The sequence below is a fragment of the Chryseobacterium sp. KLBC 52 genome (assembly GCF_003347605.1).
Classification (GTDB): domain Bacteria; phylum Bacteroidota; class Bacteroidia; order Flavobacteriales; family Weeksellaceae; genus Chryseobacterium.
This window is the reverse complement of record NZ_QDFZ01000001.1, coordinates 55,537-71,916: the sequence shown is the minus strand read 5'-3', so window position 1 is coordinate 71,916 and position 16,380 is coordinate 55,537. Positions and strand designations below refer to the sequence as shown.

General features: G+C 36.0%; 11 protein-coding genes. 1 reads left to right on the top strand and 10 read right to left on the bottom strand.

Annotated features, from left to right (window positions below):
- Positions 1-3 precede the first annotated feature (3 nt).
- From DDF69_RS00360 to DDF69_RS00315, 10 genes are all read right to left on the bottom strand, one after another.
- Positions 4-2,838 (bottom strand): SusC/RagA family TonB-linked outer membrane protein, encoded by a 2,835-nt coding sequence (locus tag DDF69_RS00360; protein WP_114819031.1) that lies wholly within the window; start codon positions 2,836-2,838, stop codon positions 4-6.
- A gap of 400 nt (positions 2,839-3,238) precedes the next feature.
- Positions 3,239-4,567 carry a hydroxymethylglutaryl-CoA synthase family protein gene (locus tag DDF69_RS00355; RefSeq protein ID WP_114819030.1) on the bottom strand — a complete coding sequence of 443 codons (1,329 nt, stop codon included), beginning with the start codon at positions 4,565-4,567 and terminating at the stop codon, positions 3,239-3,241.
- Between the two features lie 170 nt (positions 4,568-4,737).
- Entirely contained in the window at positions 4,738-7,248 is a 2,511-nt protein-coding gene (locus DDF69_RS00350; RefSeq protein ID WP_114819029.1) for a M1 family metallopeptidase, read from the bottom strand.
- 25 nt (positions 7,249-7,273) lie between these two features.
- Complete coding sequence (locus DDF69_RS00345) at positions 7,274-7,492, bottom strand: hypothetical protein (RefSeq protein ID WP_114819028.1); 219 nt, start codon at positions 7,490-7,492, stop codon at positions 7,274-7,276.
- A 225-nt stretch (positions 7,493-7,717) separates the two neighbouring features.
- Entirely contained in the window at positions 7,718-8,512 is a 795-nt protein-coding gene (locus tag DDF69_RS00340; protein WP_114819027.1) for a thymidylate synthase, read from the bottom strand.
- A 135-nt stretch (positions 8,513-8,647) separates the two neighbouring features.
- Positions 8,648-9,088, bottom strand: coding sequence for a hypothetical protein (locus DDF69_RS00335; protein WP_114819026.1), 441 nt, complete (start codon positions 9,086-9,088; stop codon positions 8,648-8,650).
- A 146-nt stretch (positions 9,089-9,234) separates the two neighbouring features.
- Entirely contained in the window at positions 9,235-10,584 is a 1,350-nt protein-coding gene (locus tag DDF69_RS00330) for an alpha-amylase family glycosyl hydrolase (protein ID WP_114819247.1), read from the bottom strand.
- A 181-nt stretch (positions 10,585-10,765) separates the two neighbouring features.
- Entirely contained in the window at positions 10,766-11,362 is a 597-nt protein-coding gene (locus DDF69_RS00325) for an IS1096 element passenger TnpR family protein (protein WP_114819025.1), read from the bottom strand.
- 134 nt (positions 11,363-11,496) lie between these two features.
- Complete coding sequence (locus DDF69_RS00320) at positions 11,497-12,528, bottom strand: sensor histidine kinase (RefSeq protein WP_079242785.1); 1,032 nt, start codon at positions 12,526-12,528, stop codon at positions 11,497-11,499.
- Positions 12,529-12,576: 48 nt separating this feature from the next.
- Entirely contained in the window at positions 12,577-13,251 is a 675-nt protein-coding gene (locus tag DDF69_RS00315) for a response regulator (RefSeq protein ID WP_076596113.1), read from the bottom strand.
- 325 nt (positions 13,252-13,576) lie between these two features.
- Here DDF69_RS00315 and DDF69_RS00310 point away from each other — a divergent pair, with 325 nt between their 5' ends.
- Complete coding sequence (locus DDF69_RS00310; protein ID WP_114819024.1) at positions 13,577-16,366, top strand: TonB-dependent receptor; 2,790 nt, start codon at positions 13,577-13,579, stop codon at positions 16,364-16,366.
- Positions 16,367-16,380: the final 14 nt, after the last annotated feature.

Sequence of the window (16,380 nt, the reverse complement as noted above, 5' to 3'; positions counted from 1 at the left end):
AAACTAGAATTTAACGTCAAAACCAAACGTGACAACTCGAGGCGAAGGATACCTCTGTTGATCGGATCCGTTTGGACTTTCCACATCATAGCCTCGCCATTTTGTAAAGGTCAATAGATTTTCGCCTTGTAATGTAAATGACATATCACTGATAAAGGTGCCCTTCAGAAATCTTTTAGGAATTCTGTATCCTAACTGAACATTTCTCAGTCTGAGATAAGATGCATCTACAAGAAATCTATCTGAATTTCCCTGCAATCCAACATTAGCAGCTTTTAAAGAAGGCACGTCCGTATTTGTATTGGTAGTTGTCCATGCATTTAAAAGATCCCGATCTACGTTAAACGAAGCTAAATTATTAGGATTATATATATCAGACATATCACCATCAATGCGCTTCAGCTTAGCAACAAATGTAAAAGTAGACGAAACAAAAAAGTTTTTGTAGCTAAAATCAAATCCAAAACCTCCCTGATATTTTGGTAATTTATTAACTCCCATACGTTTTCTGTCAGAATCCTTAGGACTTTCTGTAGGGTTTCCATCAGCATCTTCAAACAATAAATTACCATCAGAAGGATTTACCCCTAAATATTTATACAAAAAATATTCTCTAAGAAGACCTCCATTCTCAGTTACTACCAGCCCGTCAGTTATCCTGCCATTACCGGATTGAATGCCACTTATCTTTTGATTATTGATTGACCCGTTTACCCTAAAAGTTAGTGAAATATCGTTTTCTTTATTTCTTATTACGTCATACGCCAGATTTAGTTCAATACCTTTATTTTGTAAAACAACGTCCGTATTTCTCACAATACTTAAAGTACCTGACACTGGTGCTGTCGGATCAGGCAAGTATAAATCATGAGTATCTTTCACATAATAATCAAACGACCCTCTTAGTATCCTTTTAAAGAATTCAAAGTCGGATCCAATATTGTACTGCTTTGTTGTTTCCCATCTCAACTCTTTATCACCAAAAGCGATAGCATACCCTTGGTTTCCGTTATATGTGTTATTGGTTACAGAATATATATTAGTATATGCAGGAGGATTTAATCCAGCATAAATACTTCCATCAACAATTCTCTGGTTACCTTGTGTTCCATAAGATGCCCGAATTTTAAATGCATCTACAAATTTTACGTTTTGCATAAACTCTTCTTCATCTATATTCCATCTCCCTCCTACAGACCAAAAAGTACCCCATTGTTTATCTCCAAAAAATCTATTGGTTCCATCTCTCCTAAGAACTCCGGTAATTCCATACTTCTTACTAAAATCATAATCTAAAGATGCAAAATATGAGATCATGGCCCATTTTAACTTTGAAGCACTTGTTGCTGAAACATAAAAATCATTATTTGAGGTGTCTGCAATATATCCGGATCCCGTTCCAGGAACAAAAGTTTTGGGGTCCAGGCCTTTCTGTCTGTTATTATTAGTATTAAGCTGCGAATAGTTATATTCTGCATTTCCCTGAAGAGTAAAAGTATGCTTTCCAAATGCTTTGAAATATTCAAGTTGCCATAGATTATTAAATAAAAACTCGCGTCTTTGGTTCATGTCTTCAAAACCTGAAAACTCCTGTGCTCCTTTAAATAAAAATGCATTAAAAGAAAGTGGATATTCTGCCTGATTAAACCAAGTATTAAGATACTGTCCGGACGTTCTCGCTTTCGCTGTTAAATCATTTGTAATTTTATAAGATAAATTAGCAGCCATATCCAGTCTCATTTCCTCTGTAAGATTATTATAATTCACTAACTTATCCATTAGCATTAAAGGAGTATATAACAATGTTCCATCTTTACTATATAAATCAAACAATTGTTGTCCATTTTGGTATAAATCAGGAGATAAATATGGAGCAGAACGGTATGCACCTAAAATAAAATTCCTGTTAACAGCTCCTGCATCAAGAATAGCTTCATTATTTTTTGAAAAACCTAACCCTGTTACCAAAGAGTACTTAAAGCGTTCATTCTCACTCTTGCCATTAATATTATTTCTTACGGTAAATCTCTTTAATCCAGTTGTTCTTAAAATTCCCTCATTTTCGAGATAACCAATAGATGTATATGAATTGATATTTCTTCCCCCAGATTCTAATGATAAGTCATGGCTCTGAGTAATAGCAGGCCTAAAGAAAACTTTCTTCCAATCAGTGTTTATATTATAGCTTGCAATCTGCTCATCAGTCATTTTAGCCCCAGCACCTACTCCATATATTTTTTGAAGACTTAAAAATTCCTTAGAGTCAGAAAGATTGTATTTCGGATCTTGTAAAAATGAAATACCAAACTGATTGCTATACCTGACACGCATATTTTGGTTAAATTTACCTTTTTTAGTAGTGATCAATATAACTCCATTTGATCCTCGAGATCCATATTCCGCAATAGCGGCTGCGTCTTTCAATACAGAAAATGTATCAATGTCATTGGGATTAATTGACCTAAAATTATCACTGTTGGAAGGAAACCCATCTATCACATATAGAGGGTCTGAATTACCACTATATGTACCTACTCCTCTAATAACAACCGTAGGTTTTGCACCAGGCTGCCCTGTGCTCGCTGTAACATTTACTCCGGCCAACTGTCCCTGTATAATATTCATCACATTGGCGTTTGGCCTGTTTTCTATAGTTTTGCTGTCAATGGTAGCTACTGAAGTTGCAGCGTTCTTCTTGGTCATACTCCTATAACCAAGAACAATCACTTCATCAATATCTCTTACTTTTACAGTATCCTTTTTCAATTTTTGTCCCGCAACTATCTGTCCTATAAAGAACAAAGCTCCGGCACTTAGTACGCATGATTTCACATTCATATTAACAGTTTTTAATATCCTGAGCAAATATGTTAATAATCCTTAACAGATTCAACTCACAAAACACTGTAATACAATACCTTAAAAAATATTTAATTCTTAATAAAGACAAATAAATGCCAGCCCAGATTGGGAATTATTATTATTAATTAAAAAAATAAATCAGAATAGACATTTGACTATATTTTAACAAGTGAAAAAAAAACCACAAGGTTTAACTTTATCAAAAAAAACAGCACAAAAAATTAACAGAATAAAAAAAATATCTTAAAAAAATTCAAAATCAAGCAATACAAATTCGCATAAAAGTATCAAAATGATAAAAATATGACATAAAAAATATTCCCAAAAAGAAAGCACCTCAAATTTTGAGGTGCTTTCTTTTATATATAGTAAACTACTACTTCTTAAAGCTATAGTATCTTGCCCCGATTAAAACCGGATTTTTCTCTTCAATAGAATCAAGCCCAAAACCTTTATAATTACTGTTTACAGATTCTTTCAATTGCTTTCTGTGAAGTTTTTCATAAGTTTCAAAGTTTACTGCTGTTCTTTGAGCCAAACTTTCAAACAAATTCCATTTTTCTGCTACCTTTCTCCAGTTCGCAGAAACTTTTCCAGCAAATACTTTTGATTTTGAACCACTTCCATAACCTACAAAACCAATTTCTTTTCCAGAAAGATCTTCATTTTCGTTAAAAGATGTTTCTAATGCGGAAAGAAATGCCATAAAAATAGAAGCGGTGTACATATTTCCTATCTCAGAAGAAGCTCTCTGTGTTTTTTCTATCTTATCATTAATAAGTTTCAGATAGTTTTCTGATTTAGCAACAGCTTTTTGTTCATCTGCTGTTTCGTAGGAAAGACCGTTCTCAAGGCTATAGATTTCTGTAAAAACCCTTTTCCCATGGAAGGCATAAGGAAGATGGAAAATAATATACTGCCAGTTTTCGTAGGGCTTTTCCTGTCCGGTTATTTCTTTATAATGATGATAAGCTTCTTTTATTCTATCCTGATAGCACTGGTTAGAATATTGTCCGTCAAAAACAGGTTCATCCGTGAAAATTTCAATCTTGTCAGGATAGGCTTCCGGAGCTCCATTCAAATCTTCTTTATTATATGATCTTCTCGGTTTGAAAAAATCGAAGACACTTTCTGAAGCAACTCCCCAGTTATTTTCTATTTCAAGAAGATCGGGTTTTGACGAAACCAACAGAGCAACAGCGCCTCCTCCCTGCGTGTATTCTCCTGAAGAAGCCAATTCATATTTTGCATAATCACTGGCAATGACTACTGCTTTTTTATCTGGATTTACTCTTACAAAATCCAGAGCGTTATGCAATGCATCTACTCCTCCTACACAGGCAAAAGTCATATCAAGTACGTCACAGTTTCTGAAGCATCTTGTTCCAAATTCTTCTTCCAAAACTTTTTCTACCATTTGTACAGCATAGGAAGCTGTAGGTTTTGCAGCGTCAACAGCGCTTTCTGTTCCCAGGTATACTCTTGCTATTTCTTCAGGATTGATTTGATAGTCTTTTATAAGCTTCAGTAATGCTTCTGCTGCAAAAGTAGCAGCGTCTTCGTGAACATCAGAAAGTCCCATTTTATGAAGACCTAAGCCTTTTTCCAATTTTGCCGGTTCTATTCCTCTTTTTTCTGCTAAATCCTTAATTTCCAAATATAAACCAGGCACATAATACCCCGCTGCTTCAATTCCAAAACTCATAATTGTCTAAATTTTAAACGAATTTATGAAAGATAATGCAAAAAACAGTGGTAAAAAATGCTAATTTTTGCAACATCGTTAAAAACCAATGTATTTAAAAACGATAATCCAATAATTTATATACACTTCATGATCAAAAGAAAGCCGGCAAATCTGCCGGCTTCATTTATTTACTTATAATTTTCAATAGCTTTATTAATGACATCGATCTGTTTGTTGATACTTGCTGCATTTTGTGGATTCTGTTTCAGCAGTTCCATTTTTTTGCTCAAACCATCTTTCAGCATCTGAACCATCATCATTTTAGCTTGCGGATTGCCTGCCATCTGATTTTTGGCATATCCTGCTATTTTTGTAACGCTTTCTGTTGCTTTCAGATTATCTGAGGTCATGATCCAGTTGAAACCATCTTCAGCTGCTTTTCCCAATTCCGGATTCTGGAATTTAATAAAAGGATAAAAGGTAACAAGAGGTGCAATATTTTCTATCTGGGAAGTAATTTTGTTTTTCACAATAATGGGCAGTAATTGTGCCTGCAATTCTTCTGAAGCTCCCTTCATATCAATTTTATCAGCCAGAGTGCCGGCTCTTGACGGATCAATAGAAAGAAGTGCTCCCATTGAACTACCTTTTACAGCATTAGAAACTGCAGTCGATCCTTTTTCAAATAAAGGAAGGTATTTTTTGTCTTTTGTTTTTCCTAAAGCCGCAATAGCCGCAGCCTGAGTTAACGTTTTCGGATCATTGGAAGCCATTTTTTCCACTTCAGCACCCAATGCTTTCATTTGTTCAGGATTAGTAAGGTCTATTAAGTTTAATGCTTTTATTCTGACTCTGAAGAAAGGATCTTTTAATGCGGCAGCCAATAATTTTACAGCGGCAGGACTTTTTCCGGCCTGATCTTTAATTCCGTTTAAGGCCAGGTATCTGCTTTTGAATTCTTTGGAATTGGTAAACTGCATCAGGTTCTGTTCCGGGGTTTTAGTATCTGTAATATCAGCCAGTAAAACTCCGTCCGCATTGATATTGATAAGATCCGGAGCCTTGGAAACATCAAAACTGAAAGTATTTTTAGCTTCTGCATTTACCCAGACATTATATCTTTTAGGTTTTCCGTTATCGTATACATCTATTGCCAGAGGAAATTCAAATGGTTTTTCCTGAGTTTGATTAATGGTTACAGCAACCTGTTTTTTTACCGGCTCAAAGGTGGATGAATAATTAATCTTTGGGTTTCCGCTTCCAAAATACCATTGATTAAAGAACCAGTTTAAGTCTTTCCCGGAAACTTTTTCAAAAGAGAGTCTTAATTGGTGGGCTTCAGCATTTTGGTATTCATTGGTTTTCAGGTAATCGTTCATTCCGGCAAAGAAAGCGTCATCTCCCAGATAATTTCTCAGCATATTTAAAATGCCACCTCCTTTCTGATAGGTTACCAGATCAAAAACATCTTCACGGGATTCATAGTTGAATCTCACCAGGTTTTTATTAAAATCGCCCGGGTTGTGAAGATAGTTATTCACATCAGTCATCAGGTGATAATCTGCCTGATCTTTTCCGTACTTGTATTCATTCCAAAGGTATTCGGAATAGTTGGCAAAAGATTCATTCACGGTAAGATTACTCCAGCTTTCTGCAGTTACCAGGTCTCCAAACCAATGGTGAAACAATTCGTGAGCAATGGTATCTTCCCAGGTATTTTCATCAATAAGTTGTCCCGGTTTCTGAAGGATATCGCTTCCATGAAGTGTGGCTGTGGTATTTTCCATCGCACCACTTACATAATCTCTTCCTGAAATCTGAGCATATTTTGCCCATGGATAATCATAGTTCAGTTTTTTGGAGAAAAAGTCGATCATTTCCGGAGTATTTCCGTAGATCTGCCTGGCATAGGGTTCGTATTCTTTTTCGATATAATAATCAACCGGAATATTTTTCCATTTGTCTTTTACCACTGCATACTCTCCTACACCCATAAAGAAAAGATAGGTAGAATGTCTTTTATCCATCACCCAGTGATCTGTTCTGAGTCCGTTCGATTCTTTTTTTGAATCTTTCATAAGACCATTGGAAAGGGTAACATATTTATCAGGAACTGTCATATAGATTTCCTGTGTAGTCTTTTGGTTGGGTTTATCAATTGTTGGGAACCATGCGGAAGAAGATTCGGTTTCTCCCTGTGTCCAGATTTGTGTAGGCTTATCCGGTTCTGTTCCCTGAGCATTAATAAAATACAATCCTTTTGCATCATTGATCGCCATACTTCCTTCCTGTTTCACTTCATTCGGGCGGGAGGTGTATTTGATGTAAACGGTATAATCCTGGTTTCTCTGATAGGTTTTATCCAGAGTAATTTTTAGAATATCGTCTTTGTATTCGTATTTTAAAGGAGATTTTTTGCCACTGTTATCAAGAGCCACTTCATGAATCAGCATTCCTTTTGCATCAAGAGTAAGCTCGTTGGTTGCATAGAAGTAAGGAGAGGCAGTAAGCCATTCTTCCCCGTTCATCTGTTCTTTCTGATAATCAAAATTTACTTTTAGCTTGGTGTGTTTAAGTTCTGTTACTTTAGTGTGGGTAGCTCTGTACACTTTTTCCCTTCCTGAAGTTTCAGTTTGTGCTGATACATTGGCGGAAAATAAAATTCCAAGTATAGCAATTGATAAAATGGCCTTTCTCATCGGTCTACTTTATTATTTTTTAGAATTATTTTTTGATGATAATGTCGAAAATATCATTGACTAATGTTTCATAGTCACCTGTTTTAAGCTGTTCTTTCGTTTTTGCGAAGGCTTTTTTGAGTTCACTTTCCGGATTTTCGTCATCCACTATTTCTGCGGATGCTACACCTTTCAATTGAAGTACTGCGTTTTTCAATGCTTCCATATCTGCCTTGTCTTCTATATTAATTTTTAAATACTTCATAATTTGTTCTTAAGCATTTGGTATTTATGATTTACTGCAAGTCTACAGATTCTTTTACAAAAAAGGATCCGATGGAGTTGTTCTTTCAAATGTAAGAAACTATTGTCAAAAGAAAGTCTACCAAAGGATTTATATTCTGATTTCCCGACTTATGAGCACAGATAATGCTTCTATTACTGTTAAAATAATAGAAGTAAATTTAAAAAATAAAAAGATATAAAAATATTAAATCGCTACAGGAGCTTTGATCCCTGGATGCGGATCATAATTTTCCAACGTAAAGTCTTCGAAATTGAAATCAAAAATGTCTTTAACATCAGGATTCAGTTTCATTGTAGGAAGTGCTTTTGGTTCTCTTCCAAGCTGTCTGTTTACCTGTTCAAAATGATTGTTGTAGATATGAACATCTCCAAAACTGTGAACGTAATCTCCTACTTCAAGATCACAAACCTGGGCTACCATCATCAACAGTAGTGCATAACTTGCAATATTGAAGGGTACGCCAAGGAAAACGTCGGCACTTCTCTGATATAGCTGTAAGGATAATTTACCATCAGCTACATAAAACTGGAATAAAGCGTGACAAGGAGCCAAAGCCATGTTAGGAATTTCTGCCACATTCCAGGCTGATACGATCAGTCTTCTGGAATCCGGATTTTTTTTGATCTGATCGATTACTTCTGTAATCTGATCTACCACTTTTCCGTCTGCTCCACTCCAGCTTCTCCACTGCGCTCCGTAGACAGGTCCCAGATCTCCATTTTCATTGGCCCATTCATCCCATATGCTTACTCCGTTATCTTTAAGATACTTAATATTGGTATCTCCTTTCAGAAACCAAAGCAATTCATAGATAATGGATTTCAAATGCACTTTTTTTGTGGTTACCAAAGGAAATCCTTTAGACAGATCATACCTCAGCTGATAACCGAAAACACTTCTTGTTCCAGTGCCTGTTCTGTCGGTTTTATCAGTTCCGTTGTCTAAAATATGCTGTAAAAGATCCAGGTAGTTTTGCATTTTGAATGAGATTTTAAGTTCCAAATTTAGTAAAAACCAACAAAAAAAGCACTCACTTTTATGAATGCTTTTTATAGAGACAATGTTTATTTTCTATTAAACAACTGTATATCTGCAATCTAACAGATCTTAATTTTACCATATATTTTCAATAGTCTGATGAATGGTGTTGACAATGAAATTTTCTCCTGCCTTTTTACTATACATGATTTTAACCAAAGGAGATTCTGCAGAAACGGTCATGATTTTCTGGTTTTCAAAAACAATTTCTCCCATAGAAACTGCTACGTAAAAGAGTCCTTTATCGGTTTTTACCAAAGCTCCGTTCTGAACTTTTTCTGAAGGATCAGATGTTATTTTTTGCAAAACAGCCTGCTGGTTCAATACCTCATTCAACTGTCTCTGCAGATTATTGATTTCCTGCTGAAGCATTTCTCTTCCGGTTTCATATTTGTCCCCCATTGAGCTTTTCGTATCGTTGTTGGAAGCTCTTGTTTCTGCAATAAGATTTTCAAAATACCGGATTTTGTCTGCCGCTTTTGCTTTTATGATATTGATTATTTCCTGTTTGTTCATTGGATGATTGTTTTTTATTGCGGGCAGATAAACCACCCCGTCAAAATCATAGATTTTGACACCCCTCCAGCGGAGGGGAATTGAGCACCTTTAAAGACAAATTGTTAAAATTTACTGTTTAAGCTAAGTTTCAAAGGCATTGCTTTTTATTTTTCAAATACGGCATAATCAGAAACTTTGAAACTGAAGTCTTTTCCGTTGCTGAAATCTCTTTTTGTTTTATCAAAAATATTTCTGAATGTTCCGGACAGATGGTCGTCTTCAATGGAGAAATTAACCGGTTCTTTTGACATGTTCAGTACTACCAGCACTTCATCTTTTCCATTTTTCCTTACATAAGCGAGAATTTTATCATTGGCTGTCGTATTGAGAAGATAGGTTGTTACATTAGCATCTCCGCCTCTTAAGGCTGGATTGGAAGCTTTTAAATCCAATAGTGTTTTATAGAAATCAGCAACCTGATACGTATTCGTCCACTTGATAACATCTTTCTCGAAAAATTCCAATCTCTTCATATTGGGAAGTTCCTGTCCTGAGTATAATAGCGGTACACCATTCCATGTGGCAGAGAATACTGCCATAGGCTTGGTGATCACTCCATATTTCTCATATTCGGTTCCGTTCCACGAGTTTTCATCATGATTTGTGGTAAACCAGGCTCGCATTGAGGTATCTCCGATATTGGAATACTGTCTCAGAAGATCTTTTAATTCCTGAAGAGGTTCATTATTTTTGTAATAGTCGGCAGATTTATGCATCCATTTCCAGGAATAACTGGCGTCAAAAACTTTACCATATTCGGGACTTTCCAACTCATCAAATTCTCCCAACCAGAAAAGGGGTTTCACTTTTTCCACTTCAGGACGTGCCTGTTCCCAGAAATCAACTTCTACCCATGAAGCAAGGTCACATCGGAATCCGTCGATATTGGTTTCCTGCACCCAGAACTTCATAGCATCTATCATAGCCTGTCGCATTTCCTGGTTTTTATAATCCAATTCAATAATATCATCCATTCCGGAAGCAATATGGAATTTTCCGTCAGGATCTTTAAGATAAAATTCAGGGTGTGTTTTTGTCCAAACGTGGTCCCACCCTGTGTGATTGGCTACCCAATCTATGATTACTTTAAATCCTAATCGGTGGGCTTCATTCACCATATCCTTAAAATCCTGTAGTGTACCAAATTCCGGATTAACAGAGGTGTAATCTGCCGCAGCATACGGACTTCCCAGACTTCCTTTTTTGTTCTGCTGGGCAATGGGTGTGATAGGCATGAACCAAAGGGTTTTTATTCCCATCGATTTCAGGCGGGGCATCTCTTTTGCAAATGCTTTGAAAGTTCCTTCCTGAGTATATTGTCTTATGTTTACTTCGTAGATATTTGTAGTATGTTTCCAATCTTTTGGCAGTTCTGTCATCTTCCGGATATTTTTTTGAGTGGTACAGGAAACAATTCCCAGACCAATTACAGCTAACAAAATTAATTTTTTCATTAAACTATTTTTAACAAAAGTAAGGATTGTTTTTGGAGAGAAAAGGTAAAAACGTGAAATTATTACATGGAGAAATGATAAAAACAAAAAGGAAAATTCATCAATCAGCTTATTTTTGAATTCGCATTTTTCAGGCATAAAAAACCCCGGGTTACAACCCAGGGCTCATATATTTTATTGACTATCTTTCGTCGTCATTGTCATCCTCATCATCAAAGACATCGTCATTGTAGTCTTCCTCTTCCTCATCATCAAAGTTGTCGTCATCTTCATCTGAAAAGTTTCCTCCTCCGAAATCGTCATCAAAACCAAACTCATCATCTACCAACGGCATTGCTGACTTCTTTTTTCCACCTCCTGCATTTCCGTTTTTGCTAGGAGCCTTTAACGGAACATTTCCGAATCTGTATACTGTGATTGGATAGTTCACGCCTTTTGTTTCTTCGATCACTTCAATAAGCTCACAGAAGAATTCCCAAAGATCAAGAAGCCCATACTGGAACTGTGCCTTGTCTCCTACATTTTCAAAAGCTTCATCAATATAAACATCTGACATGATCTCACCATCACCATCATCACTCATATCTTCCAATGGGACACTTTTTACGATTGTTCCGTCATCTTCCAACAGATTAAAAGTAGAAAGCTCATCTCCCTGCAGACTGAATGCACTTTTAATTCCTAAATGTAAGTTCCATAACGTTTGTTTTCCCTTAACTTCGACATCACGGAAAATATCCTCTTTCGCATCTAATATTACGCGGATTTTGTAAACCATATCAGTTTCTTAAATTACTTTTTTGCCTTTATAATTATGATAAATCTCTGTTGCAAATATATAATAAATGACATGTGACAAAAAAATATTTCAGGATTTTTTAAAATATTTTTTTTTCTTACATTTTGCCGGAATTATTTACTTTTTTCGAGCATAAAACTGAACTTCGTTCCTTCAAGGTACACACTTTCTACGGTAATGTTTTCGTTGTGTGCTTCAAGGATGTGCTTTACAATCGCCAGCCCAAGTCCGGAACCGCCTTCTCTTCTGCTTCTGCTGGTTTCCACACGGTAAAATCTTTCAAAGATTCGCGGAAGAATTTCAGATTTTATTCCCATTCCGTTATCTATCACCTCTATCAGCACCTTATTTTTCAGAATACTGGTTTTTACAATCACTTTTGCTTCCTGTCTGTTGGCATAATGAATGGCATTGGAGATCAGGTTAATAAAAACCTGAGAAATTTTCTGTTTATCGGCTTCCACAAAGATCTGCGGGTGAAGGGTCTGAATTTGTAATGTTGTATTTCTTTTTTCAGCTTCAAGATCAAGAAGGTCAAAAATTTCTTTGATCAGAAGGTTGACATCAAATTTTGAAACGGTAAGATTGATTTCACCGGCTTCCAGCCTGTTAATCATATCAAGATCTGTTACAATAGCGATTAGTCTTTCTACCGATTTATCAATTCTTTCGAGATATTTATCCCGGATGGTAAGGTTATCTACTCCGCCATCTCTCAGAGTTTCTACATATCCCTGAATAGAAAACAAAGGGGTTTTAAGCTCATGGGAAACATTTCCAATGTATTCTTTACGATAACTTTCCATCTCTTTCATCATATCAATTTCTGATACCTGCTGTTGATTGAGATCTGAAAATCTTTCTCCTAATTCTTTAATGGTTATATTTTCGTCATGATTCTGTACTATTTCCTGCGGAAGAAATCCGGAAAGGCCTTTAACCTGTTTTCTGCTGTAGTAATTGAAGAGGAGCTCCAGTACTACACAGTTGATCAGGAAGATCAGGACAATACAGATGAAAAGACCCGTTTTGAACAAAGGGGTCTCATAATAGATATCTTTCAGCGAATCGAATACGACACCTAAAAGGAGCATTACCAGTGTCAGCAGACAGGAGGCAACGAGAGTAAGTCTGTAAAATTTCAATTTTACAACGTTTTAATGATTGAACGTAAAGTTAAGATTTTTAAATAATTAAACGATCAGTTTATACCCAATCCCTTTTAATGTCTGAATCGTATTGATTCCCAGTTTTTCTCTCAGTCTTCTGATGTGAACATCAATGGTTCTTTCTCCTACGATCACATCATTACCCCAAACTTTTTCCAGGATCTCTTCTCTTTTGAAAACTTTTTCAGTATTGGAAGCCAAAAGGTAAAGCAAATCAAATTCTTTTTTAGGAAGAAGAAATTGCTGCCCGCTTTTGGAAACTCTGAAATTATCTTTGTCAATAACAAGGTCTCCGATTTCGATGAGTTTAGCATTGTCAGAAACCTGAGAGGTTAGCTGCAATAATGCATTTACTTTAGAGATAAGGATCTTTGGTTTGATCAGTTTTACGACATAATCATTGGCTCCCGCCTGAAAACCTGCTAACTGAGAAAACTCTTCGCTTCTTGCAGAAAGGAACACAATAAGTGTTTTTTGCAGTTCTTTCACTTTACGAAGTTCCTGACAGGTTTCTATCCCATCTTTTTCAGGCATCATGACATCTAATAAGATAAGATCCGGAACAATTTCCTTCGCTTTTTCTATACCTTCGTTACCATTGGTAGCGGTATAGATATCATACCCTTCCTTTTCCAAATTGTAAGACAGAATCTCTAAAATGTCCAGTTCATCGTCTATTAAAAGAATTTTTTTGCTCATCTTCTAGTTTAAGAATTCCCACAAAATTAATTATTTCAATTGATTTCATCTATCTGCCAAATGTTAACTAATTATTAAAAAATAACACCGCAGTTATAAATTACAAAATCAATAAAAAAATCAATAAATAAATATACACAAATCAAATATAAGGAATAATAATTAACATTAAAACAAAAATTATAATTATATAAATTAAACATCGATAAGTATAAAATCTATTCTTTCGTTAATACAAACTTCATAATTAATTAAGATTCTCCTAAAGTTTTCTTAAAAACTTAGCCTTTATTTTGCCCTTGAAAAAGAAGTAAAAGAAGTAATAATGAAAAAACAACTCCACAAGAGCATCATGCTACTTGCCTTGTTTTCTGCTGGCTATGCTTTTGCACAAAGTCAGATTTTGGAAGGTAGGGTATTGGACGAGAAAGACAATACTCCTATAGAAGGGGTAAAAGTAAAAGTAAATGGTCAGGAAGTAACGACTGACATTTCCGGATACTACTCTATCAACCTTTCTCCCGGTGCCAATTACATTGTAACGGTAAGTTCCAACGGGTATAACAGAAAAGAAATCAGTGAAGTTATTATAAAGAATGAAGGTAACACTCATCTTGATATCGTTCTGGATAAACCCTCTACCAAAGAAAAAGAAATTGAGGGAGTTGTCATAAAATCAAACGCAAGAAAAGAAACGATAGCCTCTACCATCGGATTACAAAAGAATGCCGGTGTAGTTTCTCAGGTTATTGGTGTTGAAGCTATTAAAAGAAGTCCGGACAGAAACACGGGTGAAGTTCTGAAAAGAGTTTCCGGGGTGAGTTTATTTGACGGAAAATATATTGTCGTAAGAGGTTTATCAGACCGTTATAACCAGGCGATGCTGAACGGTATTCAGTTATCCAGTACAGAACCTGACAGAAAGACTTTCTCTTTTGACCTTTTCCCTGCTAACGTTATCGAAACCCTTGTCATCAACAAAACGTTCATTCCTGAATATACAGGTGAATGGGGAGGTGCACTGATTCAGGTAAATACGAAAGATATTCCTAATAAAAACTTCTTCAATGTACAGGTAGGTGTAGGTGGAAACACCGCTACTATGGGACAGGAATTCCACATGCAGAAAGGAGGAAAGTGGGACTTTTTAGGAATTGATGACGGTTACAGAAAACTTCCTACCAATATGCCTGCAAAAAATGCTTTCAGTATTCTGACTGAAGCACAGAAAACAGAGATTGGTAAAGGATATACAAAGAATCTTGGATACAACAGTATCGGTTATCCTGAAAACTTAAGTTTACAGTTAGACGGAGGTTTCAATACGAAATTATTTGGAAAAGATTTAGGAGTAATTGCTGTTTTAAACTATAGTAACAACAAAAGAAGAACTGAGTCTACCAACCGTTTCTTTACGATCAACAACCAGCTTGCTGACACCAACTTCGATTATTTTACAGAAAAATACAGTAATGATATCATTTTAGGAGGGATGTTGAACCTTTCTTTAAAGCTGAACAACAATAATAAAATTTCCCTGAAGAATATCATTACCAACAATACGGTAAACCACATGTCCTTCAGAACAGGAAAGGACTTTGAATTTGATCCGATTAACGGTACCAATATCATGGCAAGGGAAATTGGATTTAAAGAAACTACTTTCTATAACTCTACCCTTTCCGGTAATCATAAAATTGATGTTCTTGGCGGATTGACCGTAAACTGGTACGGAAGTTTCGGAATCCTTGATCAGTATATTCCTTTGCTACAGCGTTTACAGTACAATCAATATACTACCATGCCGGGAAGTCCTTATTTAGCATTGATTTCTAATGGTCTTTCTCAGAAATCAGGAAGTGTATTCTACTCTACATTAAGTGACTATTTATATAATGCAGGAGGTGACGTATCCAAGACGTTTACGATGTTCGGACAAAAGCAAACGATCAAAGGAGGGTATTTATTCCAGGTAAAAGACAGAATATACAACTCAAGACCATTCTCTGTAAGACTTGAGAACTTCAATCAGGGATTACTTTCCCAGCCTTTTGAAACTATTTTCAATCCTGGTAATTTCGGAACTAACGGAGGATTTACATTTGATGAAATTGCTGGAAACCAGTACAGATATATTGCCAACACCATCCTTAACGCAGGATATTTACAGTTTGATAACAACTTCACACCATGGTTAAGAGCAGTTTGGGGATTAAGAGTGGAGAACTTTGACCAATTGGTAGGAAGCACGAAGAAAAGCGATGACCGTTTTGTCAATACACGTGTTACAGATTTCTTACCTGCTGTTAACTTAACATTCAAAGTAAATCCTAAAATGAATATCCGTCTTGCAGGTTCACAAACTGTTGTAAGACCGGAATTCAGAGAGGTTTCTCCTTTGGCATACTATGATTTTGACCTTGGAGCAACGGTAATCGGTAACAAATCTATCGAAAGAACTAAAATCACGAGTGCCGACCTTCGTTGGGAATTCTATCCAAGAAACGGAGAAATTATTTCCGTGGCAGGTTTCTATAAAAACTTCAAAAAACCTATCGAATTATACTTCAACCAATCAGGGGTAGGAACGAGTAACACCTTCAACTACCTTAACGTAGATAAAGCTGATGCTTATGGATTGGAAGTTGAAGCCAGAAAAAAACTGGATTTTGTAAGTGCTCTTAAAAACTTTACCCTTGGTGGAAACGTAGCATTAATCAAAAACAGAGTAACGGACGAAGCTACTAATATTGACAGACCAATGCAGGGACAATCTCCATACACTGTAAACCTAAGTCTTCAGTATGATACTGAAAAATCAGGATGGTCTTCAACATTATTATTCAACATGATTGGAAGAAGAATCCTTTACGTAGGAAACGATCAGGTTCCACCAATCTGGGAAGCACCTAGACCTCTTCTTGACTTCCAGCTTGCTAAAAAACTATGGAGCAACAAGGGAGAGATCAAGCTGAATGTTTCAGATATCCTGAACCGTCGTGCGAAATTCTACCATGACCTGAACGACAATGGCAAATATGACAGCAAAGATGCTCTTGCTATTGAAAGACTTACAGGAACCAATATCAGTTTAACACTGGGATACAATTTTTAATTCACTCAACAAAT